The sequence below is a fragment of the Nocardiopsis oceanisediminis genome, assembly GCF_048595525.1.
In the GTDB taxonomy this organism is placed as follows: domain Bacteria; phylum Actinomycetota; class Actinomycetes; order Streptosporangiales; family Streptosporangiaceae; genus Nocardiopsis_A; species Nocardiopsis_A oceanisediminis.
In genome coordinates this window covers 1,505,636-1,526,815 of record NZ_JAFMZJ010000001.1, presented here as the reverse complement: position 1 = coordinate 1,526,815, position 21,180 = coordinate 1,505,636, and the positions used below count along the sequence as shown (strand labels likewise).

Annotated in this window: 22 protein-coding genes and 1 pseudogene; 9 read left to right on the top strand and 14 right to left on the bottom strand. The window is 71.8% G+C overall.

Features of this window, described 5'->3' with window-relative positions; genetic code table 11:
* Window positions 1-39: 39 nt before the first annotated feature.
* The 3 genes from J0910_RS06875 (at window position 40) to J0910_RS06865 (ending at window position 3,016) form a co-directional block, all read left to right on the top strand.
* On the top strand, window positions 40-1,593 hold the full coding sequence (locus tag J0910_RS06875) for a DNA recombination protein RmuC (RefSeq protein ID WP_420157680.1): 1,554 nt from the start codon (window positions 40-42) through the stop codon (window positions 1,591-1,593).
* Between the two features lie 32 nt (window positions 1,594-1,625).
* A complete protein-coding gene (locus J0910_RS06870) occupies window positions 1,626-2,225 on the top strand; it encodes a DUF6542 domain-containing protein (RefSeq protein ID WP_420157679.1) in 600 nt (199 codons plus the stop codon).
* An 86-nt stretch (window positions 2,226-2,311) separates the two neighbouring features.
* A complete protein-coding gene (locus J0910_RS06865; protein ID WP_420157678.1) occupies window positions 2,312-3,016 on the top strand; it encodes a class I SAM-dependent DNA methyltransferase in 705 nt (234 codons plus the stop codon).
* A 221-nt stretch (window positions 3,017-3,237) separates the two neighbouring features.
* Here the strand turns inward: J0910_RS06865 and J0910_RS06860 are convergent, their stop codons facing one another.
* From J0910_RS06860 to J0910_RS06845, 4 genes are all read right to left on the bottom strand, one after another.
* Window positions 3,238-3,534: an exodeoxyribonuclease VII small subunit gene (locus tag J0910_RS06860; RefSeq protein WP_420157677.1), complete on the bottom strand. Its 297-nt coding sequence runs from the start codon at window positions 3,532-3,534 to the stop codon at window positions 3,238-3,240.
* 7 nt (window positions 3,535-3,541) lie between these two features.
* Window positions 3,542-4,795 (bottom strand): exodeoxyribonuclease VII large subunit, encoded by a 1,254-nt coding sequence (gene xseA / locus J0910_RS06855; RefSeq protein WP_420157676.1) that lies wholly within the window; start codon window positions 4,793-4,795, stop codon window positions 3,542-3,544.
* Between the two features lie 1,458 nt (window positions 4,796-6,253).
* On the bottom strand, window positions 6,254-7,087 hold the full coding sequence (locus J0910_RS06850) for a patatin-like phospholipase family protein (protein WP_420157675.1): 834 nt from the start codon (window positions 7,085-7,087) through the stop codon (window positions 6,254-6,256).
* A 66-nt stretch (window positions 7,088-7,153) separates the two neighbouring features.
* Complete coding sequence (locus tag J0910_RS06845; protein WP_420157674.1) at window positions 7,154-7,399, bottom strand: helix-turn-helix domain-containing protein; 246 nt, start codon at window positions 7,397-7,399, stop codon at window positions 7,154-7,156.
* Between the two features lie 97 nt (window positions 7,400-7,496).
* On the opposite strand from J0910_RS06845, the gene J0910_RS06840 reads away from it, so the two are divergent.
* Both J0910_RS06840 and J0910_RS06835 read left to right on the top strand, forming a co-directional pair.
* Window positions 7,497-8,267, top strand: a complete 771-nt coding sequence (locus J0910_RS06840; RefSeq protein WP_420157673.1) for a helix-turn-helix domain-containing protein — start codon at window positions 7,497-7,499, stop codon at window positions 8,265-8,267.
* Window positions 8,264-8,449, top strand: coding sequence for a DUF397 domain-containing protein (locus tag J0910_RS06835; RefSeq protein ID WP_420157672.1), 186 nt, complete (start codon window positions 8,264-8,266; stop codon window positions 8,447-8,449). Before J0910_RS06840 ends, J0910_RS06835 begins: the two co-directional genes overlap by 4 nt.
* Window positions 8,450-8,514: 65 nt before the next feature.
* On the opposite strand, the gene J0910_RS06830 is transcribed toward J0910_RS06835, so the two are convergent.
* Window positions 8,515-9,327 (bottom strand): DUF8129 domain-containing protein, encoded by an 813-nt coding sequence (locus tag J0910_RS06830; protein ID WP_420157671.1) that lies wholly within the window; start codon window positions 9,325-9,327, stop codon window positions 8,515-8,517.
* Window positions 9,328-9,578: 251 nt separating this feature from the next.
* Between J0910_RS06830 and J0910_RS06825 the strand changes: the two genes are divergently transcribed.
* On the top strand, window positions 9,579-10,544 hold the full coding sequence (locus J0910_RS06825) for a 4-hydroxy-3-methylbut-2-enyl diphosphate reductase (RefSeq protein ID WP_420157670.1): 966 nt from the start codon (window positions 9,579-9,581) through the stop codon (window positions 10,542-10,544).
* Between the two features lie 120 nt (window positions 10,545-10,664).
* Here J0910_RS06825 and J0910_RS06820 read toward each other — a convergent pair whose 3' ends face one another.
* The 3 genes from J0910_RS06820 to J0910_RS06810 all read right to left on the bottom strand — a co-directional run bounded on the left by J0910_RS06820 (window position 10,665) and on the right by J0910_RS06810 (window position 12,636).
* Window positions 10,665-11,084 (bottom strand): hypothetical protein, encoded by a 420-nt coding sequence (locus tag J0910_RS06820; RefSeq protein WP_420157669.1) that lies wholly within the window; start codon window positions 11,082-11,084, stop codon window positions 10,665-10,667.
* A gap of 308 nt (window positions 11,085-11,392) precedes the next feature.
* The gene (locus J0910_RS06815) at window positions 11,393-11,914 is read right to left on the bottom strand and encodes a DUF4245 domain-containing protein (RefSeq protein WP_420157668.1); all 522 of its coding nucleotides are present in this window, start codon (window positions 11,912-11,914) and stop codon (window positions 11,393-11,395) included.
* A gap of 65 nt (window positions 11,915-11,979) precedes the next feature.
* Window positions 11,980-12,636: a TetR/AcrR family transcriptional regulator gene (locus J0910_RS06810; RefSeq protein ID WP_420157667.1), complete on the bottom strand. Its 657-nt coding sequence runs from the start codon at window positions 12,634-12,636 to the stop codon at window positions 11,980-11,982.
* A 231-nt stretch (window positions 12,637-12,867) separates the two neighbouring features.
* Here J0910_RS06810 and glpX point away from each other — a divergent pair, with 231 nt between their 5' ends.
* Both glpX and J0910_RS06800 read left to right on the top strand, forming a co-directional pair.
* Window positions 12,868-13,893, top strand: a complete 1,026-nt coding sequence (gene glpX, locus J0910_RS06805) for a class II fructose-bisphosphatase (RefSeq protein ID WP_420157666.1) — start codon at window positions 12,868-12,870, stop codon at window positions 13,891-13,893.
* A gap of 292 nt (window positions 13,894-14,185) precedes the next feature.
* Window positions 14,186-15,640, top strand: a complete 1,455-nt coding sequence (locus J0910_RS06800; protein WP_420157665.1) for a hypothetical protein — start codon at window positions 14,186-14,188, stop codon at window positions 15,638-15,640.
* A 137-nt stretch (window positions 15,641-15,777) separates the two neighbouring features.
* Here J0910_RS06800 and J0910_RS06795 read toward each other — a convergent pair whose 3' ends face one another.
* Window positions 15,778-16,593, bottom strand: coding sequence for an ABC transporter permease (locus J0910_RS06795; RefSeq protein ID WP_420157664.1), 816 nt, complete (start codon window positions 16,591-16,593; stop codon window positions 15,778-15,780).
* A pseudogene (locus J0910_RS06790) lies at window positions 16,590-17,375 on the bottom strand (ABC transporter ATP-binding protein); the annotation flags it as partial. The gene J0910_RS06795 and the pseudogene J0910_RS06790, both read right to left, overlap by 4 nt.
* Window positions 17,376-17,402: 27 nt before the next feature.
* On the opposite strand from J0910_RS06790, the gene J0910_RS06785 reads away from it, so the two are divergent.
* Window positions 17,403-18,851: a recombinase family protein gene (locus J0910_RS06785; RefSeq protein WP_420157663.1), complete on the top strand. Its 1,449-nt coding sequence runs from the start codon at window positions 17,403-17,405 to the stop codon at window positions 18,849-18,851.
* Window positions 18,852-18,895: 44 nt separating this feature from the next.
* On the opposite strand, the gene J0910_RS06780 is transcribed toward J0910_RS06785, so the two are convergent.
* From J0910_RS06780 to J0910_RS06765, 4 genes are all read right to left on the bottom strand, one after another.
* Window positions 18,896-19,060 (bottom strand): hypothetical protein, encoded by a 165-nt coding sequence (locus J0910_RS06780; protein WP_420157662.1) that lies wholly within the window; start codon window positions 19,058-19,060, stop codon window positions 18,896-18,898.
* 372 nt (window positions 19,061-19,432) lie between these two features.
* Complete coding sequence (locus J0910_RS06775) at window positions 19,433-19,771, bottom strand: hypothetical protein (RefSeq protein ID WP_420157661.1); 339 nt, start codon at window positions 19,769-19,771, stop codon at window positions 19,433-19,435.
* 348 nt (window positions 19,772-20,119) lie between these two features.
* The gene (locus tag J0910_RS06770) at window positions 20,120-20,296 is read right to left on the bottom strand and encodes a DUF397 domain-containing protein (RefSeq protein WP_420161908.1); all 177 of its coding nucleotides are present in this window, start codon (window positions 20,294-20,296) and stop codon (window positions 20,120-20,122) included.
* Between the two features lie 5 nt (window positions 20,297-20,301).
* On the bottom strand, window positions 20,302-21,117 hold the full coding sequence (locus J0910_RS06765; RefSeq protein WP_420157660.1) for a helix-turn-helix domain-containing protein: 816 nt from the start codon (window positions 21,115-21,117) through the stop codon (window positions 20,302-20,304).
* Window positions 21,118-21,180: the final 63 nt, after the last annotated feature.

The window sequence follows — 21,180 nt, the reverse complement described above, 5'->3', positions numbered from 1 at the left end:
AAACCACTGGGACGCCCGGGATTGAGAGCATGGGCCGCTATGAACGGCCTTGAGATGATCGCGGTGCTCCTGATCGGCCTCGCCCTCGGCGCGGTCCTGGGGTGGATGCTGGCGCGCGGGCGCACCGCGGAGGCGCGGGCGGACGCCCGGGCCGCCGAGGAGCGGGCCGCCTACATCGAGGAGCAGCTCGCCGACCGGTTCCGGGCGCTGTCCGCCCAGGCCCTGGACGCCACCGGGCAGCGGTTCATGGAGCTGGCCGAGGGGCGGATGCGCGCGGTGGGCGCCGAGGCCGGGCAGGAGATGGAGCTGCGCCGCCGCGAGGTGGAGCGGCTGGTGGAGCCGCTGCGGGAGACCCTGGCCAAGGTCGAGGGGCAGCTGCGCGAGGCCGACGCCGGGCGCCGCGCCGCCCACGCCGAGCTGGCCAAGCAGGTGGAGTACGTTCGGGAGGGCTCCGAGCGGCTGCGCGAGGAGACCCGGTCGCTGGTCACCGCGCTGCGCCGGCCCGAGGCCCGGGGCCGCTGGGGCGAGCTGCAGCTGCGCCGGGTCGCGGAGCTGTCCGGGATGAGCGCCCGCTGCGACTTCGACGAGCAGGCCTCGGTCCGCACCGAGGACGGGACGCGGCGGCCGGACATGGTGGTGCGGCTGGCCGGCGGCAAGAACATCGTGGTCGACTCGAAGGTGTCGCTGGCCGCCTACTTGGAGGCGGTGGACTCCGACGACGGCGGCCTCCGCACCGACCGGCTCCGCGCGCACGCCCGCCACCTGCGCACCCACGTCGACCAGCTGGCGGCGAAGGGCTACTGGAAGGCCTTCGACCCGGCGCCGGAGTTCGTGGTGCTGTTCATCCCCGGCGAGGCGTTCCTGGCCCCGGCGCTGGAGCACGACCCCGGGCTGCTGGAGTACGCGATGGGCCGCAGGGTGCACATCGCCACGCCGACCACGCTGGTGTCGCTGCTGCGCACGGCGCAGTACGCCTGGCAGCAGCAGGCGCTCGGGGAGAACGCGCGCGAGGTGTTCGAGCTCGGCAAGCGGCTGCACGCGCGGCTGTCCACCCTGGGCGGGCACGTCGACGGGCTGGGCAGGGCGCTGTCCAAGGCGGTCACCGCCTACAACCAGACGGTGGGCTCCCTGGAGAGCCGGGTGCTGGTGACGGCCCGCCGGTTCGAGGAGCTCGGCCTGGTCGACGGCGACTTGGACCGCCCCTCCGGGATCGAGGAGCAGGCCCGCCCGCTGGCCTCGGCCGAGCTGAACGCCGACGCCGACGCGGCGGCCCCGGCCGGCACCGGGCCGCGGGCCGGAGCGGAGTCCGGGCCGGGGCCCGGAGCCGGCTCCGCCCCCGGGCCGGAGGACCTCCCGGCCAGGGCGCCGGCCGGAGCGGCCGCCGGCGGGCCCGCGGAGGAATCGGACGGCGGCGGAGCCGAGCGGCCGCCTCAGGGACAGAATTCGGGAATGGCCGGAAACGGGCGGGAGGAATCGGAAACCGGGGACGATGCCGTCCGCGTCGGACTGTACGGCGACGTGTTCGGCCCGGAGGCGTCGACCGACACGTCTTCCGAGAAAGAGCAAGAATACTCACCACGAGTGACACACTAATCACTGTGAGTCATATAAGGGAGCGTACGGCCATGGGCTCGCGTAGAACGGAAAGCCCCGAGGACCCCCGGGGCCCCTTCTTCACGCCTCCGCCCCCGCGCCGCCGCACGCGTTCGCGCCCCAGGCCGTCCACACCGCCCGCCGCCTCCGGGAAGCGGCCGCAGCGGCCGCCCAAGGGGAGGCCCGCGCGGACCGGCCGGGCAGCGGCGGCGGCCGGCGGGGCGCAGATCCGCCTCACCGGGCGCGGCGGCGTGCTGGTCATCATCGCCGCCGGGGTGCTCGCCGCGCTGGTCGCCGAGGCGACCGGCTGGAGCGCGCTGAACGGGTACGTGTTCGTCGCGTCGTGCGTGGCGGCCGCCCTGCTGGTGCGCCCGGGCGACCTGCTCTCGCTGACCGTCAGCCCGCCGCTGGCCTACTTCAGCGCCGCGGTGCTCGCGGAGAGCCTGCTGACCCTGGGCAGCGAGGGCTTCGTCCGCGGCCTGGCGATCGGCATGGGCACCCGGCTGGCCGACGTGGCCCCGTGGCTGTTCCTGGGCACCGCCCTGGTGCTGCTCATCGCGGTCTTCCGCGGCCTGCCGGCGAACTTCCGCGACTTCAGCGACCAGCTCAACGGGCGCCGCCCGCGCCGCTGACCCCGCCGGGGCCGGAACCCGCGGGAATCCACAGGGCGCGGAAAACCGCTTTCCGCGCGGAGCGCCCGGTTGCCATCATCGTCGGCATGATCCGCTTCTCGGACTTCGACACCCGCAACTACCCCACCGTCGACGTCGCCACCGGCTACGGCCGCTGGGCCGACACCTACGAGCAGACCGTCGAGGACATCATGGACCTCGGCCTGCTCGACCGGCTCCCCCGTCCGGACTGGTCCGCGGTCCGGCGCGCCGCGGACCTGGGCTGCGGCACCGGCCGCACCGGCACCTGGCTCCGCTCCCGAGGGGTCGGCTCCGTCGACGGCGTGGACCTCACCCCGGAGATGCTCGCCCTCGCCGAGAAGAGGGGCGCCCACGACCGCCTGGTGCGGGCCGACGCCACCGACACCGGCCTGGAGTCCGGCGCCTACGACCTGGCCATCGCCTCCCTGATCGACGAGCACCTGCCCGCCCTCCCCCCGCTCTACGCGGAGGCGGCCCGGCTCACTCGCCCCGGCGGCTCCTTCGTCATCGCCGCCTTCCACCCGCAGTTCATCATCTCCAGCGGGATGCCCACCCACTTCACCGAGGCGACGGGCGAGTCCCTCGCCATCACGACCAACGTCCACCTGGTCAGCGACCACATCAAGGCGGGCCTGGGGGCCGGCTGGACGCTCACCCACATGGACGAGGGCGTCATCGACGACGCCTGGATCGCCACGAAGCCGAAGTGGGAGAAGTTCCGCAGCGTCCCCATCTCCGCCGTCTACACCTGGGAGAAGCGGGAGGCGTGAGGTAGAGGGGTGGGCTGGGGCATCCCCGCAGTGCGGGGCCGATCGGCGCCGCGCCCCGCCCATCTGCGCCTCGAGGAGACCATCCCCGCGCGCGGGGCCGATAGCGGCCTGTCTCATCCGGAGGGGGGCGCCGAGGGACCATCCCCACGCGTGCGGGGCCGATACTGGTTGACCTGCGCCTCTGCTCCCCAGCGTGCCCGTTTTCATTCACTTGCGTCAGGTCAGAACGGGGCGTCGGCGTCCCTCTCCCCCTGGTGACCGTTGCTCTCTTCCATGGCGACGGCGAGCTTGGCGCGGGCGCCTTCGAGCCACTGTTCGCAGGTCTTGGCGAGCTGCTCGCCCTTCTCCCAGAGGGCGAGGGACTCCTTGAGCGTCAGGCCGCCGGACTCCAGGCGGCGCACGACGGTGTCGAGTTCCTCGCGGGCCTCCTCGTAGCTGAGTTCCGGTTCTGCCGGGCCGCTCTGCTCCGGGTTCTGCTCCGGGGCGTCGGGGTCCGGTGCGGTCGCCTTCTTCGCCATGGTCTCCTCAATCGTTCCCGTCCGCGGTGTCCTCGCGGGCGGAGGCGGGTTCGGTGGTCGGTTCGCCCGCGGTGGCCGAGAGGCTGTCCTCGGCGAACCGGAGGCGGAGTTCGTCGCCCGGGGAGACCTCGGTCGCGGAGCGGAGCACCGCCCCGTCCGGGCCCTGGACGATCGCGTAGCCGCGGGCCAGGGTGGTCGCCGGGGAGAGCGCGTGCAGCCGGGCCCTGGTGTGGACCAGGTCGTCCCCGGCCCGGTCCAGCGAGACGGTCACGCTGCGCCGCGCCCGATCGCGCAGGCCGGTCACCTGCTCGGTGAGGCGGTCGATCTCGCGGATCGGGCTGGCCAGGACCGGGCGCGAGCGCATGCCGTCCAGCCACGACTTCTCCCGGTCGAGGCCGCCCCGGATGACCCGGCGGGCGCGATCGCGCAACTGCCGGATGAGTTCGAGCTGCTCGCCGACGTCGGGGACGGTCTTCTTCGCCGCGTCGGTGGGGGTGGAGGCGCGGAGGTCGGCCACGTAGTCGAGCAGTGGGGCGTCCTGCTCGTGGCCGATGGCGCTGACCACCGGGGTACCGGCGGCGGCGACCGCGCGGACCAGCGCCTCGTCGGAGAAGGGCAGCAGGTCCTCCAGGCTGCCGCCGCCGCGGGCGATGACGATGACATCCACGCCGGGGTGGCCGTCGAGCTCCTTGAGCGCCTCGATGACCTCGCCGACGGCCCGGTCGCCCTGGACCGCGACCTCGCGGACCTCGAACCGGACGGCGGGCCAGCGGCGGCGGCCGTTCTCCAGCACGTCGCGCTCGGCGGCGGAGTCGCGGCCGCAGATGAGGCCGACCGTGCCGGGCAGGAACGGCAGCCGGCGCTTGCGCGCCTCGGAGAAGAGCCCCTCCGCGGCCAGGGTCTTGCGCAGCTGCTCCAGCCGGGCCAGCAGCTCCCCCAGGCCGACGTGCCGGATCTCGAGGGCGAGCAGGGAGAAGGTGCCGCGCGCGACGTAGAAGTCGGGTTTGGCGTGGATGACGACGCGGGCCCCGGCCTGCGGCGCCGGGCCGTTGGCCTCCAGCACGCGGATCGGGCAGACGACCCGGGCGGACACGTTGGCGACCGGGTCGCGCAGGGTGATGAAGGCGGTGCCGCCGCGCCGGTTGAGTTCGGCGATCTGCCCCTCGACCCAGATCCGGCCCAGGCGCCCGATCCAGCCGCCGACGGCCTGCATGACCACCCGCACCGGCTGCGGCGCCTCGGCCGAACTCTCCATACCCATGCGTCCGAGCCTAGAGGAGAGCGATGACGCTTCCGCGGAGGCTCCGGCCGCGCCCCGACCACCGAAGGACTCCCCCTCCTGCGTTGATCTTGACGTTGTGGCCGTCTCAACCGGCTTGTCGTCAAGGGATCGTTGCAACGAGGAACCCGGGAAGGGCCGAGGGACGGGAGGTGCCTAGACCGAGTGCGGCGCCCCACGAGGTGCAGGTTCAAGCAGGCGGCGACGGCAGAGGAAGGGGCGGGGCGAAGGCGATCACCCGAGCGCGGCACCCCGCGGAGCGAAGGTCCAAGCGGGCAGCAACGGCCAAGGAAGGGGCGGGGCCGGGCGCTTCATCCGGGCGCGGCGCCTCGCGTGGCGAGAGTTCAAACGGGCGGCGAAGGCGGCAGTGAGCACCGGCCAGTCGGTCGAGTGCGGCACCTCGCGGAGTGAAGGTTCAAGCAGGCGGCGACGGCAAGGGTAGGGCCGGGGTACAGGCCTCACCCGGGCACGGCACCTCATGGGGCCAGGGGCCAAACGGGCGGCGAAGGCGGGAGAGGGGCGGGGCGCCGCGTTCACCGGCCCGGCCCGGCGCGCGCCCCCGCCGGGGGTGGTCATATCCCGTATGCCGGGTTTGCGGCAGGGAACAGGCAGGGGTGGGGGCGCCCTGCGCACCGCGGGGGCACCCCGATTACATCTACCAGCGAGTAGTAAGCCCCGAAGCCCCCATTACCCCCTCGTTGGTTACCCAGAGTGGCCAAGCAGAGCCTCCCAGGAGAACAAAAGCGACATCCCGCCCCCGCCCCTGCCCTTCCCGGGTTCCGGCCCCTACATCCCGGCCTTCCGGGCCGCTCGAACCCTCCATTACCGGCCCGATCAGGGCGAATCAGGCCCTCAGGGGCCCGATCCGGCCCGGGATGCGCGCCCAGGAATCACCGGGGTGCTCTCGCGGTGCGCAGGGCACCCCACCCCGCCATCACCCTACGTATTCACTCAGGTCAGAGAGGGGCAGCGGTTTCGAAGGCGACCGACCTCGGTGCCCGGAGCGACGCGGGAACGGCGAACCCGCCACACCGGCCCGCCCCGACCACTCCCGCCTTCGCCGCCCGCCTGAACCCCCGCCCCGTGAGGCGCCGCGCCCGACCGACCGGCCGGTCCCCCTCCTGCCTTCGCCGCCCGCCTGAACCTTCGCTCCGTGGGACGCCGCGCCCGGCTGGGGCGCCCGGCCCCGCCCCTGCCGCTGCCGTCGCTGCCTGCTTGAACCCCCGCCCCGTGGGGCGCCGTACCCAACCGACTGGCCAGCACGCCCTCCGGCCCTCGCTGCCCGCTTGAACCTTCGTTCCGCGAGGCGCCGCGCCTGACCGGAATGCCGGATCGCTGAGGGAAGAAGGGCGAGCGGCACCGGGGAAACGCCCTGCCTGCCGCCCCCTGCCCCGCCGACCGCTCCCTCCCGTTGACCTCGGCGCTTTGTGGGGTCGGAGGTCAGCCGTCCCAGGCGGCGGCGACCGCGGTGAGCACCGACGGGGCCTGGTTCCGTCCGGCGCGGGCGGCCGGGGCGCGGCGGGCGGGGTCGAGCAGCCGGCCCCCGAACGCGTCCAGCGAGGCGGCGTCCGGGGTGACCAGGGCGGTGCGGGTCTTCTCCGGCAGCTCGGCCAGCTGGGCGGCGGGGCCGGGGACCGGGCCCCAGCCCGCGGGGATCGGGGCGAGGACCACGACGCGGTCGTACCCCTCGGCCAGGTCGGCGTTGGCCGGGGAGTGGACGCCGCCGTCGATGTAGAGTCCGCCGCCGGTCAGCACCGGCGGCCACACCCCGGGCACCGCGCAGCTGGCCGCCACCGCGTCGACCAGGGGGACGCCCGCCTCGCGGTCCAGCACGGCGCGGTCGCCGGTGTGCGCGTCGACCGCGACGATGCGCAGGTCGGCGTCGGGCCACTCGTGCGAGGGGAGGCGGGAGGCGATGACGGCCCGGCGCTCGGTCTGGGAGGAGGTGGATTTCCGGTGCGCGATCCGCCCGACCCGGGCGCGGGCGCGGCGCGGGTCGCGCTCGCCGAGGAACGCCAGGGCGAACCGGGCCATCCGGATCCGGGAGACGCGCGCCCCGACCTCGGCGGAGGGCGGGGCCAGCTGCCGCCGGTAGAGCTCGTGCAGCGGCGCGCCGGAGGTGATCTGCGCGCCGACCACCGAGCCCGCCGAGGTGCCGACGACCAGGTCGGCGTCGGTGAGGTCGAGGCCGGCGTCGTAGAGCCAGGAGAGGACGCCCAGCTGCCAGGCGATCCCGGTGATCCCTCCGCCCCCGAGAACCAGGGCCTTGCGCATGCCGTTCCTCCTCGCTCTCCGCCGGGGCGGTCCGGCGGGTCCGCCACCGTCAGGGTCCGGGCCAGCTTAGACACCCGGGGCGGCCGGTGTCAGAGGCGGCGGCCGCCCTCCCGGGCGGTCCCGCAGCTCATAGACGTCTCCGGCGCGAAAATAGCGCCTGCCGTGGACGTCCTTGACGCAGCCGATCCTTCCGCGCCGCTCCCACCGGCGCAGCGTCGTCGTCCCGACGCGGAGGAGGAAGGCGGCTTCGCCGGTGGTCAGGTAGTGGTCGGGGTGGGTGTACTCGACGCCCTCCCATTTGAGATCGCTCATGAGACCAGCGTGGTTACGGCAGCGCCCGTTCCACAGTGAGTGAGTTGTATCCCCAACGAGATGGCCCTCAGAGAAACGTAATTCTATTTTTAGAAACATGGTGGAACGCGATTTCGGGTCATACCTCGCGAACGAGCGCAAACAGGCGGGCCACACCCTGCGAAAACTCGCCTCCCTGTGCCAGCGCTCACCGGCCTCCCTCTCCCGCTGGGAGAACAACCAGGTGACCCCTTCGCGCGGGGACGTCGAGCTTCTCGATAAAGCCCTGAAAGCCCGTGGACGCCTGCTCACCGCCTGGGAGATGGCCATGTCGGACGGGTTGCCGTCGTGGATGCACGACCTGGGGAGGCTGGAGGAGGCGGCGGAGACGATCGAACTGATCAGCCCGCACGCGGTCCCCGGCCTCCTCCAGTCGGCGGGCTACCTCCGCCTGGTGATGAAGGAAGGGCTCCATCCGGGCACCCCGGAAGAGATCGAGCGCCTGATATCGCTGCGTTCGTCTCGCTATGACGTACTGCGTTCCAGAAATGATCCGAATATCGTCGCCGTGTTCCCGATGACCGCACTCACCTGCGTTTCCGAGGAGGTTCGAAAGGAACAAGCGGCGCATCTGCTCTGCCTGGGCGAGCGCGAGCAGGTGACGATTCACGTGATACCGGAAGGGGCCATCCTTCTGGGGGTGACCTCCATGCTCCTGATGTTCCACCTTCGGGACGGCAGGAAGGCAGCCAGTTCGGATCATGTGCGCGGTAACATCATCTACCAGGACACGGACAGGTATGACCGGCTGCACGGGCTGGTGAAACGTTCTCTGGGCTGCGCCCTTCCCCCTGCGCAGTCGAGGAAGGCCTTGGAGGAGCTTCTGTGAGTCACCGGGGTTGGTTCAAGTCCTCTCACTCCTCCGGAGCGGAGTCCTGCGTCGAGGTGCGGGAGCACGAGGGCGGCGCCGACGTCCGGGACACGCGGAACCGGCAGGACGGGCACCTCACCTTCCCCGCCTCCGAATGGAGCGCGCTCATCCGGCTCCTGGCGCGGGCCGACACACGCTGACAGCATGCGACGGCCCCGGCGAGCATCCGCTCTCCGGGGCCGTCGGCCGTTCTCGCCGGTCGGGGCTACTCGCCCTTCTCGGCCTCGGCGCTCTGCAGCTTGGCGATCCGGTTGTCGTACATCCGGATGAACTCGGCGCGCTCCTGGTGGGCGACCTCGTAGGAGCGGAGTTCGCGGACCTGCTCGATGGTGAGCTTGCGCAGCCGGGCGCGGATGGAGGGGAGGGTGAGGCCGTCGTAGCCGGGGACCGGGAGCTCGTCGGCGGCCGGGGCGGCCTTCTTCCGGACCTTCGCCAGGATCTCATCGCTGGCGACCTGGGTGGCGTTCTCGTTCTCGGCGAGCTCCGCGGCGACGGACTGCTTCTCCTCCGGGCGGACCAGCTCTTCCCCGGACTCCTCGTTCGGCACCTGGGCCGGCTCGGCGGAGTCGGAGGCGGCGGCCTCGGCCTTGGGCCGGGGGTCGGCTTCCCGCGACTCGGTCTCCTGCGCGGCGCCGTCCTGGGCCCCGTCCTTCTCAGCGTCCTTCTCAGCGGCAGGCTCGGCGGGGGCGCTCTCCTCCCCGGCGTCCGCCTCCGCGGCCTTCGCCTCGGCTTCCTTCTCCGCCTGCTCGGCCTTCTCCGCCGCCGGCTCCGCGGCGGCGGGGGCCTCGTCCTTCCGGGCCGCGCCCTGCTCGGCGCCGCCCTGCTCGCCGGCGGGCTCCGCAGTGCGCTCCGCAGTGCGCTCGGCGGTGCGCTCGGCGGAGGCCCCGGAGGCCGGGACCGCCGCGGGCTCGGCCGCCTCGGCGGCCGGGGCGCCGGCGGGGGTCGCCTCCCCCTTGCCGCGCCCGAAGATGCCCTTGACGATGGTCAGGAGTTTGGTGGCGATCGAGGGGTTCGACATTGGACTGGGGCTCCTGCCGCTATCGCTAGTACCAACGGGGCTCATAGACGGTTCCGAGGACGCAAGTCAACCAGGATAGGGCCGCCAGGATGGACCTGGGCGGGGAAGATCGGAGCCGAATTCGCCATCTCGGGACGGAACCGATCGCTGACCGTTATCGGAGGTCCACCATACGGACCTTCCGCGGACTCCGCTGTGGGATCGGCGACACCTGGGCGAGGGTGTTGCTCACCGCCCATAGGATGGGGCCCATGACTGCGACGAATCGCCGCCGTGTCCTGCTCGCCCAGCCCCGGGGTTACTGCGCCGGGGTGGACCGCGCTGTCGTCACGGTCGAAAAGGCCCTGGAGCAGTACGGTGCTCCGATCTACGTGCGCAAGCAGATCGTGCACAACACGCACGTGGTGAGCACCCTGGAGAAGCGCGGCGCCATCTTCGTCGAGGAGACCGACGAGGTGCCCGAGGGCGCGATCGTGGTCTTCTCCGCGCACGGCGTCTCCCCCAAGGTCCACGAAGAGGCCTCGGAGCGCCGGCTCAAGACGATCGACGCCACCTGCCCGCTGGTCACCAAGGTGCACAAGGAGGCCAAGCGGTTCGCCGCCGAGGACCGGGACATCATCCTCATCGGCCACACCGGCCACGAGGAGGTCGAGGGCACCAGCGGCGAGGCGCCCGAGCACATCCAGATCGTGGAGAGCCCGGACCAGGTCGACCAGGTGAAGGTCCGCAACCCGGACAACGTCTCCTGGCTGTCCCAGACCACGCTCTCCGTGGACGAGACCAACCAGACCGTCGACGCGCTGCGCAACCGGTTCCCGAACCTGCTCGACCCGCCCAGCGACGACATCTGCTACGCCACCTCCAACCGCCAGGACGCGGTCAAGGCGATGGCGCCCGAGTGCGAGCTGGTCATCGTGGTCGGCTCGGACAACTCCTCCAACTCGGTGCGGCTGGTCGAGGTCGCCCTGGAGGCCGGTGCGAACGCCTCGCACCTGATCGACAACGCCTCCCTGATGGACGAGGCCTGGCTGGAGGGCGTCACCACGGTCGGCGTGACCAGCGGCGCCTCCGTCCCCGACATCCTGGTGCGGGACCTGCTGGACCGGCTCGCCGAGTACGGCTTCGACGACGTGGAGGGCGTGCGGACCGCCGAGGAGCGGCTGACCTTCTCCCTCCCCAAGGAGCTCCGCAAGGACCTGCGCGCCGAGTCCGCCTGACGCGAGGACCCGAACAAGCACCAGGGGCCGCCGCCCGGTTTCCTCCCGGGCGGCGGCCCCTGGTGCTTTCCGGTCGGTGCCCCGGCCGCCGGCTCAGTGCGGCCGGGGCGCCCGCGAGGGTCAGCCCTCGCCGGTGAGCCTGTCCCTGGCCGCGTCCGCGGCGGCACCGGCCGGGTCCTCGGCGATGCCGCTGACCGTGTCGGCCTGCTCCTGGACGGACTGGGCCGCCTCGGCGGCACCGCCGACGGCCTCTCCAGCGGCGCCCTGGAGCGCCTCTTCGGCGCCGCCGACCGCCTGCTCCTGGGCGGACTGCGCGGCATCCGCGGCACCGCCGAGGGCGTCCTCCTGGAAGGACTGCGCGGTCTCGGCCGCGCCTCCCAGGGTGTCCTCCTGGAAGGACTGCGCCGCGTCGGCGGCACCGCCCATCGCCTGCTCGGCCTGGTCCCCGGCCCCGCCGAGGGTGTCGGTGGCTCCCTGCACGGCCTCGCCGGCGGAGTCGCCGAACAGGCCCTTCAGCCAGTCGAGTATGTCGCTGATCATCTTCTCTTCACTCCCGCAAGGGGGCGCGGCGCGCCCGGCGTCGCTGTCCTCGGCGCCCCTGCCCGCCCGAGATAAGCATCGGGTGAAGCGGCGGCCTTTTATTCGGGCCGGAATCCCCGCGGGGTCCGGCGGCGCCGAGTGTGGCCTGTCCGACCTTCAACGGCGGCGGCGCAGCAGTGGTTCCGGTTTTCACCCGTCGGCAGCATTAAGGAAAGGAGAAGGCTCCGAAAACCGGCGGATTCGGCCGTCCGGAGCCCGGATCGGGCCCGGGGCGGAGGGGCGGGGCGCGGCCGCGGGGGCCGCGCCGGTCAGACCTCCCGCAGCGACCCGGCGAGCACTTCCAGCTCTCCGTAGCCGGAACCGCCGGAGAGGACGACGGTCGCGCCTTCCTCCCGCTTGACCAGCGCGTGCCGGGTCCCCGTGCCGTCCAGGTAGCGCTCCCACTCCTCGCCGCCGACCCGGGAGGAGCCGTCGCGCTCGCCGCCGCCGGTCGCCGCCTCGACCATGGCCTCCGGCTCCTCCTCGCCGATCAGCAGCTCGGCGTGCCGGTCGTCGGGGGTGGCGAAGCCGAGCTTCCAGGTCACCGGCTCCTCGGTGGTGAGGTCGGTGCTGGTGGGGACCCAGCCCTCCGGCAGGCCCTCCGGGGCGTAGGCGGTGAAGTCCGCGGTCTCGGCCAGCATCTCGGCGTCGGGGCGGTAGTCGACGCTGGGGATGTGCTCTTCGCTGCGCCAGTTCACCACGAGCGCCATGATCAGCAGGATGCCGACGATGATGCCCATGGCGATCGCCATGCTCCCCATCGTCGAGTTGGCCCGGTTGTACGTACTCATGATGTGTCCAGCTTGCCGCAGGTCGCGCGGTGGTCCGCACCGGGGTGGGCGCGGCGCGGGCGGGGTCAGCCGCCGCTCGGGGGCTCTTCCCCTCCGCCGGTCCGGCGGTTCCGCGGCCGCAGCTCGGAGAGGAGGCCGGTGACCTCGTCGGCGAAGCGCCGGGCCGCGTCGTCGTCGAGCCGCACCACCTCGGAGACGGCGACCAGCATGGAACCGCTCACAACGGTCATCAGCGGCTCGTCCACCGGCTCGTCGGCCTTGCGGAACAGGGCGGCGTTGCGGTCGGTCCACTCGCGCAGCCGGGAGCGGAGCCGGGAGTCGAACCCGGGCGGGCCGTCGCCGCTGAAGAACAGGGCCGCGGTGTCCCGCTCCACGATGCAGCCCTCCAGGTAGGCGCGGGCCGCGGCGTACATCAGGCGGGCCGGGTCGGTCTCCCCCTGCGCGCGCGCCTCGGTGACCGCCCGGCGGGTGCGGTTCTGCTGGCGCTGCTGGAACTCCTCGTAGAGGGCGAGGAAGAGGTCGGCCTTGCCGGTGAAGTGGTGGTAGAGGCTGCCGACGCTGGCGCCGGCCTCCGCGACCACCTGGCTGACCCCCGCCTTGGAGAAGCCCACCGTGGTGAAGACGTGCGCCGCCGCCTCCAGCAGGGCGGCCCGGGTGGCGGCGCCGCGCGGTGCGCCCCGCCCGGCCGGCCGCCCGTTCTTCTCGGCCTTGTCGACTGTCACGTCCTCGACCCCGTCCTGTCCGTCGCCGCCTGAAGCACGAGGCTACGCCCTTCCGAGCCCGGTTCGGCTCGTCACCGCGCGCCGACCGCGCCACATCTCCGGCCGCGCCGCTCCGAGCGGGGCGCCCGGCCCGCGCCCGCGACCGGGGGCGAACTAGAGTTGTCCCGAGCACCGCCGCCCGGCAGGGGCTCCTCCACCACCTTTTCCCCGCAGTGTCGAAAGGCAGACCCGATGACCGTGCCCACGCCGCCTCCGAGCGCCGCCGACGTCCCCGACCGCAACCTCGCGCTGGAGCTGGTGCGGGTCACGGAGGCGGCCGCGCTGGCCGCCGCGCGGTGGGTCGGCCGGGGCGACAAGAACGGCGCCGACGGCGTCGCCGTGCACGGCATGCGCCACCTGATCAGCACCGTGTCGATGCAGGGCACCGTGGTCATCGGCGAGGGCGAGAAGGACAACGCCCCGATGCTCTACAACGGGGAGTCGGTGGGCGACGGCAGCGGCGCCGAGTGCGACGTCGCGGTCGACCCGATCGACGGCACCCGGCTCACCGCGATGGGCATGCCCAACGCGATCTCGGTCATCTCGGTGGCGCCGCGGCACTCCATGTTCGACCCGTCCGCGGTGTTCTACATGGAGAAGCTCGCCGCCGGCCCGCAGGCCGCGGACGCGGTGGACATCACCGCCCCGGTGGCGGAGAACATCCGGGCCGTGGCGCGGGCCAAGGGCGGCAGCCCGCAGGACGTCACCGTGGTCATCCTGGACCGGCCGCGGCACGAGGGGCTGGTGCGCGAGGTCCGCGAGGCCGGCGCCCGGATCAAGTTCATCACCGACGGCGACGTGGCCGGCGCGATCATGGCGGCCCGCCCCGGCACCGGCGTCGACCTGCTGCTCGGCATCGGCGGCACCCCCGAGGGCATCATCACCGCGTGCGCGATGAAGTGCCTCGGCGGCACCATCCAGGGCCGGTTGTGGCCACAGGACGCCGACGAGCGGCGCAAGGCGCTGGACGCCGGGCACGACCTGGACCGGGTCCTGCACACCGACGACCTGGTCTCCTCGGACGACGTGTTCTTCGCCGCGACCGGCATCACCGACGGCGAGCTGGTCGGCGGGGTCCGCTACGAGGCGGGCGGCGCGATCACCGACTCCCTGGTCATGCGGGGTCGCAGCGGCACCGTGCGGCAGATCCGCAGCGAGCACCGGCTGAGCAAGCTGGCCACCTACAGCGGCGTGGACTTCGACGCGGCCGAGCGCTGAGCCGCCCCCGGCGGGGCGGGGCGGGCGCGCGCCGCCCCGCCGGGAGCCGCGGGACCTGTCACAGTGCGGTTCCGACCCGGCGGCGCCCGGGCTGTCGGCACCGTCCGGATTGGTACCTTCTTACAGGTAATCGCGCTTATCCGGAGGTCCGATGTCCCATCCTGATCCCCCCGGCCAGCCGTACTGGCGGCCGCCCGGGCCGCAGCAGCCCGGTGCTCCTGTGCCCCACCCGGCGGGCCCGGGGTACGCGCAGCCCCCGATGGGCCCCGCGCCGCGGCGGAACCGCATCTGGATGGTCCCCACCGCGGCGGTTCTCGGCGTCGCGCTGATGGCGACCGGCGTCTGGGCCTCCAACACCGTGATCAACGACCTGTTCGGCGGCCCCCAGCCGGACCGGGTGTTCCCGGCCGACTCGATCGCCTACGCCCAGGTCGACCTGAAGCCGTCCGCCTCCGAGATGGCCGGCTACGCCGGGTTCGTCGGCAAGCTCCCCGACTCGGTCCGCGAGGACATCAACGACGAGGAGGACCCGGCCGCCGACTTCTTCGAGGAGTCCTTCGACTACCTCGACTACGAGAAGGACGTCGCCCCGTGGCTGGGCCGCCGGTTCGGCGCCGCGGCGTTCCCCTCCGGCGAGGGCGAGCAGGGCGTGGCGGGCGCGGTCGCGATCGCGGTCACCGATGAGTCGGCCGCCACCGAGGCGCTGGACAAGATCAGCGCCGAGGAGGACGTCGAGTACGTCATCCGGGACGGCTTCGCGGTCTTCTCCGACTCCTCGTCGATCCTGAGCGACATGGAGGGCCGGATCGAGTCGGACGGCTCGCTCACCGACGCCCCCGAGTTCTCCGCCGACATGGACGCGGCCGCCGGGGACAGCATCGCCGCGGGCTGGTTCGACATCGGCGCCGCCTCGAAGCTCGCCGGCGACGCGCTGTCCTCCGCGACCGGCGGCGCCTCGGACTACGGGTACAGCGACTACTCCACCGGCCCCGAGGTCCCCGACCTGCAGGAGCTGGACATCACCGGCCGGGCGGTCGCCGCGGTGAGCGTGGAGAGCGACTACCTGGAGGTCCGCGGCGACCTGCTGGACTTCTCCGCGGCCGGCTTCTCGCTGGACGAGTACGAGCCGTCCCAGACCGGTCTGACCGAGCTGGGCGAGCTGCCCGACGACACCGTGCTCGGCTTCGGCGGCAGCGGCCTGGACCAGCTGAGCGAGCAGGCCTGGGGCGACCTGTCCGGGGCGATCCCGGAGATCACCGAGGAGATCGAGGCGGGCGCAGCCGAGACCGGCTCCCTGCGGATCCCCGGGGACTTCGGCAAGATCCTGGGCACCCAGACCGCCTTCGGCACCAACGCGGCCGGCGGCGACGACCCGTTCTCCGACTTCGAGTCCGGGGCCTTCCAGTACCGCGCCGCCGGGGCGGACAAGGCGCTCTTCGACGAGATGGCCGAGGCCGCCGCCGCGGACTCCTACTCCTCCGGCCCCGGGGTGAAGGAGGAGGGCGGCACGGTGGTGCTCTCCTCCGGCAGCTCGTCCCAGGGCAAGCTGGGCGACGACCCGGTCTACCAGCAGGTCATGCAGGGGACCGAGCAGGCCTCGCTCGGCTACTACATGGACATGCGGGCCCTGATGGAGTCCACCGAGGACGCCCCGGACGCCGACCAGTGGGGGGCCGTCGGGCTCACCACCACGTTCAGCGACGGGAAGGCGAGCTCGCTGCTCCGCTGGGCGCCCAGCGGCGGCTGACCCCGGCCGCGGCGAGGCCGCCGGCGGGAGGTACGGAGGGCGGCGCCCCGAGCGGGGCGCCGCCCTCCGCCGTTCCCCGGTCCGCGCCCCCGGACCGGGGCCGGGCGGGCGGGAGTGCGGACCGGCCCGCGGGCCGGTCAGTCGATCAGCCGGCGGCGCATCTGGAACACCGCCAGGCACCAGGCGACGGCGACGAAGAGGAGCAGCGCGCCCCAGTGCAGCGCGGCGGAGGCGGGGTCGATGCCGAAGGCGGCGCCGCGGACCAGCTCCACGCAGTGGTGCAGCGGGTTGGCCTTGGCCAGCGCCTGCGCCCAGGAGGGCAGCGTGTCCAGCGGGAAGAAGGTCCCCGCCACCAGGAACAGCGGGGTGATGACCCCGGAGATGATGTAGTCCATCGTCTTGATCGAGGGGACCGCGGCCGACAGCCAGATCCCGGTCAGCGCGAACCCGAACCCGGTGACCAGGGCGACCGGCGGCACCATCAGCATGCCGGGCGCCGGCGGCAGCCCGAAGGCGAGCGCGACCAGCAGCGGGGCGCAGCCGTAGACGCCGGCCTTGAGGCCGATCCAGGCCCCCTCGGCGGTGACCAGCTCGCGGACGTCCACCGGGGCGGCGAGCATCCCGTCGTAGGTGTGCTGGAAGACCCGGCGGACGTAGGTGTCGATCAGCCCGGGGAACATCGAGGTGAACAGCACCGACATCGCGACGATGCCGGTGGCCACGAAGTCGATGTAGCGGTACCCGGAGACGGCGCCGACCAGGGAGCCCAGGCCGAAGCCGAAGGCCAGCAGGAAGATGATCGGTTCGACCAGCGCGGCGAAGGTGGTCGGCTTCCAGCTGCGCCGGTACAGCGCCCACTCCCGGGCCAGCACCCCGCGGACCGGGGCCAGCTCGAAGCGGCCGGGCGGTGCCGCGGTCACCGGGGCGGCGGTCGTCGCGATCGGCTCGGTCATTCCACACGCTCCCCGGTGAGGTGGACGAAGACGTCTTCCAGGTTGGCGGCGCGGACCTCGCCCCGGCCGAGCAGTTCGCGCAGGTCGCCGCAGATCTCCTCGGCGCGCAGCACGGCCAGCGCGGCGCCGGTGCGCCGGGTGGGCAGGCCGCGGGCGCGGGCCCGCTCCTCCGCCTCGCCGTGCCCGGCCGGCCCGACCGGGAACTCCTCGACCGTCCGGCCGGCGTGCTCGGCGATGAGCGCGGCGGGTTCGCCGTGCGCGACCACCCGCCCCTTGGCCATCAGCGCCACCAGGTCGGAGAGGCGCTCGGCCTCCTCGATGTAGTGCGTGGACATCAGCACGGTGACGCCTTCCGCGCGGAGCCGGGTGATCAGCCCCCACAGCTCCTGGCGGACCTGGGGGTCCAGCCCGACGGTGGGCTCGTCGAGCAGCACCAGGCGGGGGCGGTGCACCAGGCCGCGGGCGATGAGCAGGCGGCGGCGCATACCGCCGGAGAGCCGGTCGGTGCGGGTGTGCCGGCGGTCCTCCAGGTGCGCGATGGCCAGCGCGCGGCGGACCGCGTCCTCCCGCTCGCCGCGCGGGACCCGGTACAGGTGGGTGAAGACCTCCAGGTTCTCCCCCGCGGTGAGCTCCTCGTCGAGGTTGTCGTGCTGGGGGACGACGCCCATGTCGGCGCGGGCCTGCTTGGAGGCGCGCGGGACCGGGTGCCCCAGGACGGTGATCTCGCCGGCGTCGGCCCGGCTCTGCGCGGTGAGCATGCGCATGGTGGTGGATTTCCCCGCAAACGTGTTGGGGCATATCTTGGAGGTATGGAGACAGCGCCGCAGTTCATCGGAGCCTCATACGCCAGGATCAGCGACAACGACGGGGCCGGGCCCGGGGTGGGCACCGGCGACCAGCACCGGCGCAACCGCAAGCGCGGCCAGGCCGAGGGCATCACCATCGCCCACGAGCTCACCGACGACGACCGCAGCGCCTATGACGAAACCGTCGTGCGCGGCGACTACGAGAAGCTTTTGTCCCTGGTGCGCGGCGGGCACATCCGGTTCGTCCTGGTCAAGCACGCCGACCGGTTGCACCGCCAGCCCGCGCAGGCCGAGGAGTTCTTGCGCCTTGCCCGCAGCCGGGGCCTTATCGTGGTCACCGCGTCGGGGTTCCGCTACCACTTCGACAGCGCGGAGGGCCGCAAGGCGTTCCGCGCGGCGGCCGTCGACGCCTCTTATGAGAGCGAGCACCGAGGAGAGCGCGTGGCCGACTCCCACGAGCGCCGCGCCTTGGAGGGCGAGTACCGGGGCGGCAGCCGCCGCCCGTTCGGGTGGGGGGTGCCCACCGGCGTCTACCGCCGCGTGCGCGACAAGAAGACCGGTAAGAGCCGCGACGTCGAGATCTTGGACATGAGCCGGCACCGCCCCGCAGAGGCCGAGGAGATCCGGCGGTGGAAGCGCGAGCTTCTGGCCGGGGTGGACCAGGCCCAGGTGCTGCGCAGCATCCCGATGCCCACCGTCACCGGCAACGACCGGTGGACGGCCCGCACGATGCAGCAGATCTTGACCAACCCGCGCACCTCCGGGCACAGCGTGCACCGGGGCGAGATCGTGGCGCGCGACGTGTGGCCCGCGATCCTCACCGACGACGAGCGCGAGGCGCTGCGCGCCCTGTTCGCCGACCCCGCCCGCAAGACCGCCCCCGGCAACCAGCCCAAGTGGTTGGGGTCGCTGATCTACCGGTGCGGCATCTGCGACGACGGCACGACGATGACGTGCCGCTACGTGGAGGGAAACCGGGTCTACCGGTGCAAGGACCGGGGCCACTGCCAGCGGGCGGCCGAGGCGATCGACGCCTACATCACCCAGGTGGCCATCAAGCGGTTGTCCCGGGACGACGTGGCCGACCTGGTCACCTCCGGCCCCGGTATCGACGTGGCCGCCTTGCGCGAGCAGGCCGCCGTGTGCACCCAGCGCAAGAGCGACGCGGCGTTGCAGTTCGCGGCGGGCGCCATTGACGCCGCGCAGCTGGCGACCATCACCGAGGCGCTGAACACCCAGATCAGCAAGGCCACGGCGCAGTTGGCCGAGGTGGCCAGGGAATCGCCGCTGGCCGAGTTCATCGGCGCCGACGCCCGCACCGTGTGGCAGCAGGCGGGTTTGGGCCGCCAGCGCGAGATCCTGCGCGCCCTGTTCACCATCACGCTGCACCCGGTCGGGCGCGGGCGCCGGGTGCCCCCGAGCGAGGGGGTGACCATCGCCGACCCCCGGTGAGCGGCGGGGTGCCCGCGCGCCCGGGTGTGCGGGCACCCCCGTGTTCATTCCTTGCCCGGAGGGCGGACGGCCAGCAGCAGCGCCAGGCGCTCGCGCCGTTCGGGTGAGAGCGGCGCCAGCCCGTCAGCGGCCTTTTGGGCGGCCGCGTCCAGCTCTGCGGCCGCGCGTTCCTCCGCCGTCTGGGTGTCGCGGTCCTCTGCTGCATGCACCGTTCCTGTTCCTCCCGTCGCAGCCGTTCGCCCCGGTACCGCTCCCTGGGCGGGCGGAGTCCGGGCGCCCTCTGACCAGCCCCCGACCCCCGCCCCTTCGCCCGGCTCCGCCAGGGCGCATAAGACGCGCTCCGCGCGACGTGTCTCCTCCGGCAGCGGGCGCGGGAAGGCGGGCCCGCACACCTTCAGGCATGAACGGACGCGCTCCGCGCGCAGCCCTCCCAGGGCCGCCGTGGTGACCGAGGGCGGAAAAGTCCGGGTAGAAGCGGCGTGAACCCGCCGGCGTTCGTCCCTCACGACGGCAGAACCCCGCCACATCAGTCAGTGGCGGCTATCGGGGCGGCACCAGGCCAGGGCGAGGCGAGTCACCCATCAGAGGCCACTTTTTATTTCCTTGACCTGGAGAGTAGGAGCGTCTTCCAGTCGTAGGAATTCAGCGCCGAATGCCATCCCGGAACGGCCATTTATGGACCAGTGCAAGGCGAAGAGGTCAACAGGTATCACCGGATCGTCTTGGGAGAACTTCACGCCGTCGCCCGGATAGCGGACTCGTATATATTCCCCCTCTTCTCCATTCATTGCTGAAAGTGTCGCCACGACCATCAAAGCGCCGCCGCGAATTTTCTGCCTTCCCACTTCAAAGTCCATATCAGGGCGCGGAGGGATGGCAACTCTGAACTTCATTTTTGAGCAATCGACAGGGAATCGCATGGCACCCCAAAGTTACTTGGACGCTGAACCTGGAAGGACCGCTTCGGCTGGTAGTCATGCTTCCCCGGCGGCAGCGATTCCGTCAAGAATCCCAACCGCGCACCGAGAAGCCGCAGGTCAGCCAGTTGGAATGCTGGCGAGTGGGCTGCCGGAAACTCGTGACTCCGGAAGGAGCAACTGTACCGCGCAGGGGATCGATCATCCCGAGTGTTCGATGTTGGACACAAAAAACCCCGCTCGGCATGGAGCGGGGTGGAGCAGGGTGCGGGCACGGTGCGCCGGCCGCCCTCTCGGGGTAGAGGAGGGAATTCTACCGAGGGGGGCCGCCGGCCCACCGCTTGCGGAGCGTCACAGACGACCAGAGGCCGCGTCCGAGATAAACGCGGACCACTCATGCGATGGAAAATCCAGATGACCGAGACTCTTGTTCTGAGTGTCTCGGACTTTAACGAAGTCATGATTCTTGGCAACTTCGACGCAGTTGCCGCCGGACTGGTTGCTGTAGCTGCTTTTCTTCCAGTCCATGTCCACTACAATTCTCCTCTAATTTTTGTGATGAGTTCCCGGGAGGCCGCTTCAGGGAGGGCTACCCCCCGGAGTGCTTCGAACAAACGTATATACGTCTCTACTGGTTCCGATGCTTCTATGCAGTTGCCGGTGACACGGGTTTCCAGGTAGAGGATTGGATGTTGCTCGGGGATGTCTAGAATTTGAAAACCGCCATCGAGTGCCGGGTGTGCTTCGGTGGCCATGGGAACAACCTGCACCGCCACTCTCGTTCGAGAGGAAGCGTTGAGTAGGTGGTCTAGTTGCTTCAGCATGGTTTCTGCGCCACCGATAGGGCGCCGGAGGGCGGCTTCATCTAGAACCACGATGAAGAAGGGTGAATCTGCTCTCTCTAAGAGGCTCTGGCGCTCTATGCGCGCACGTACCTGCGCCTCGATCTGGGCGTCTGTTGGGATGGAGCTCCCGGCCCGCAGAGTTGCCCAAGTGTACTCTTCGACCTGCAATAGTCCGGGAACCAGCAGGGGATTGTATTCACGGATCTGCTCCGCTCGCTGCTGGAGTGGAACGACGTCTTGGAAGTATTCGTCGAATCCGGCGCCCCCGTCCAGGGTCTGCCAGTAATCATTCAGCGAACCTTTGGCGCCAAGAAGCGAGTCTATTCGTGCTATATGTCCGGGTTGTGTGGCTTTCTTGCCAGCCTCGATATCGCTGACCATGGACTGGGCAAGTGGTATCCGCTCCGCGAGTTGCCCTTGTGTTAGCCCAGCGCGTTTGCGCAGACGGCGAACTTCTCTGCCGAATTTTCGCAACCCAGGAGGGGGAGGAGAAGGAGAGTTCACTGCGGCATCACCTCTGATCGCTACTCCATCGCCAAGGTTAGCAGGGGATCAGAGATTTTATCT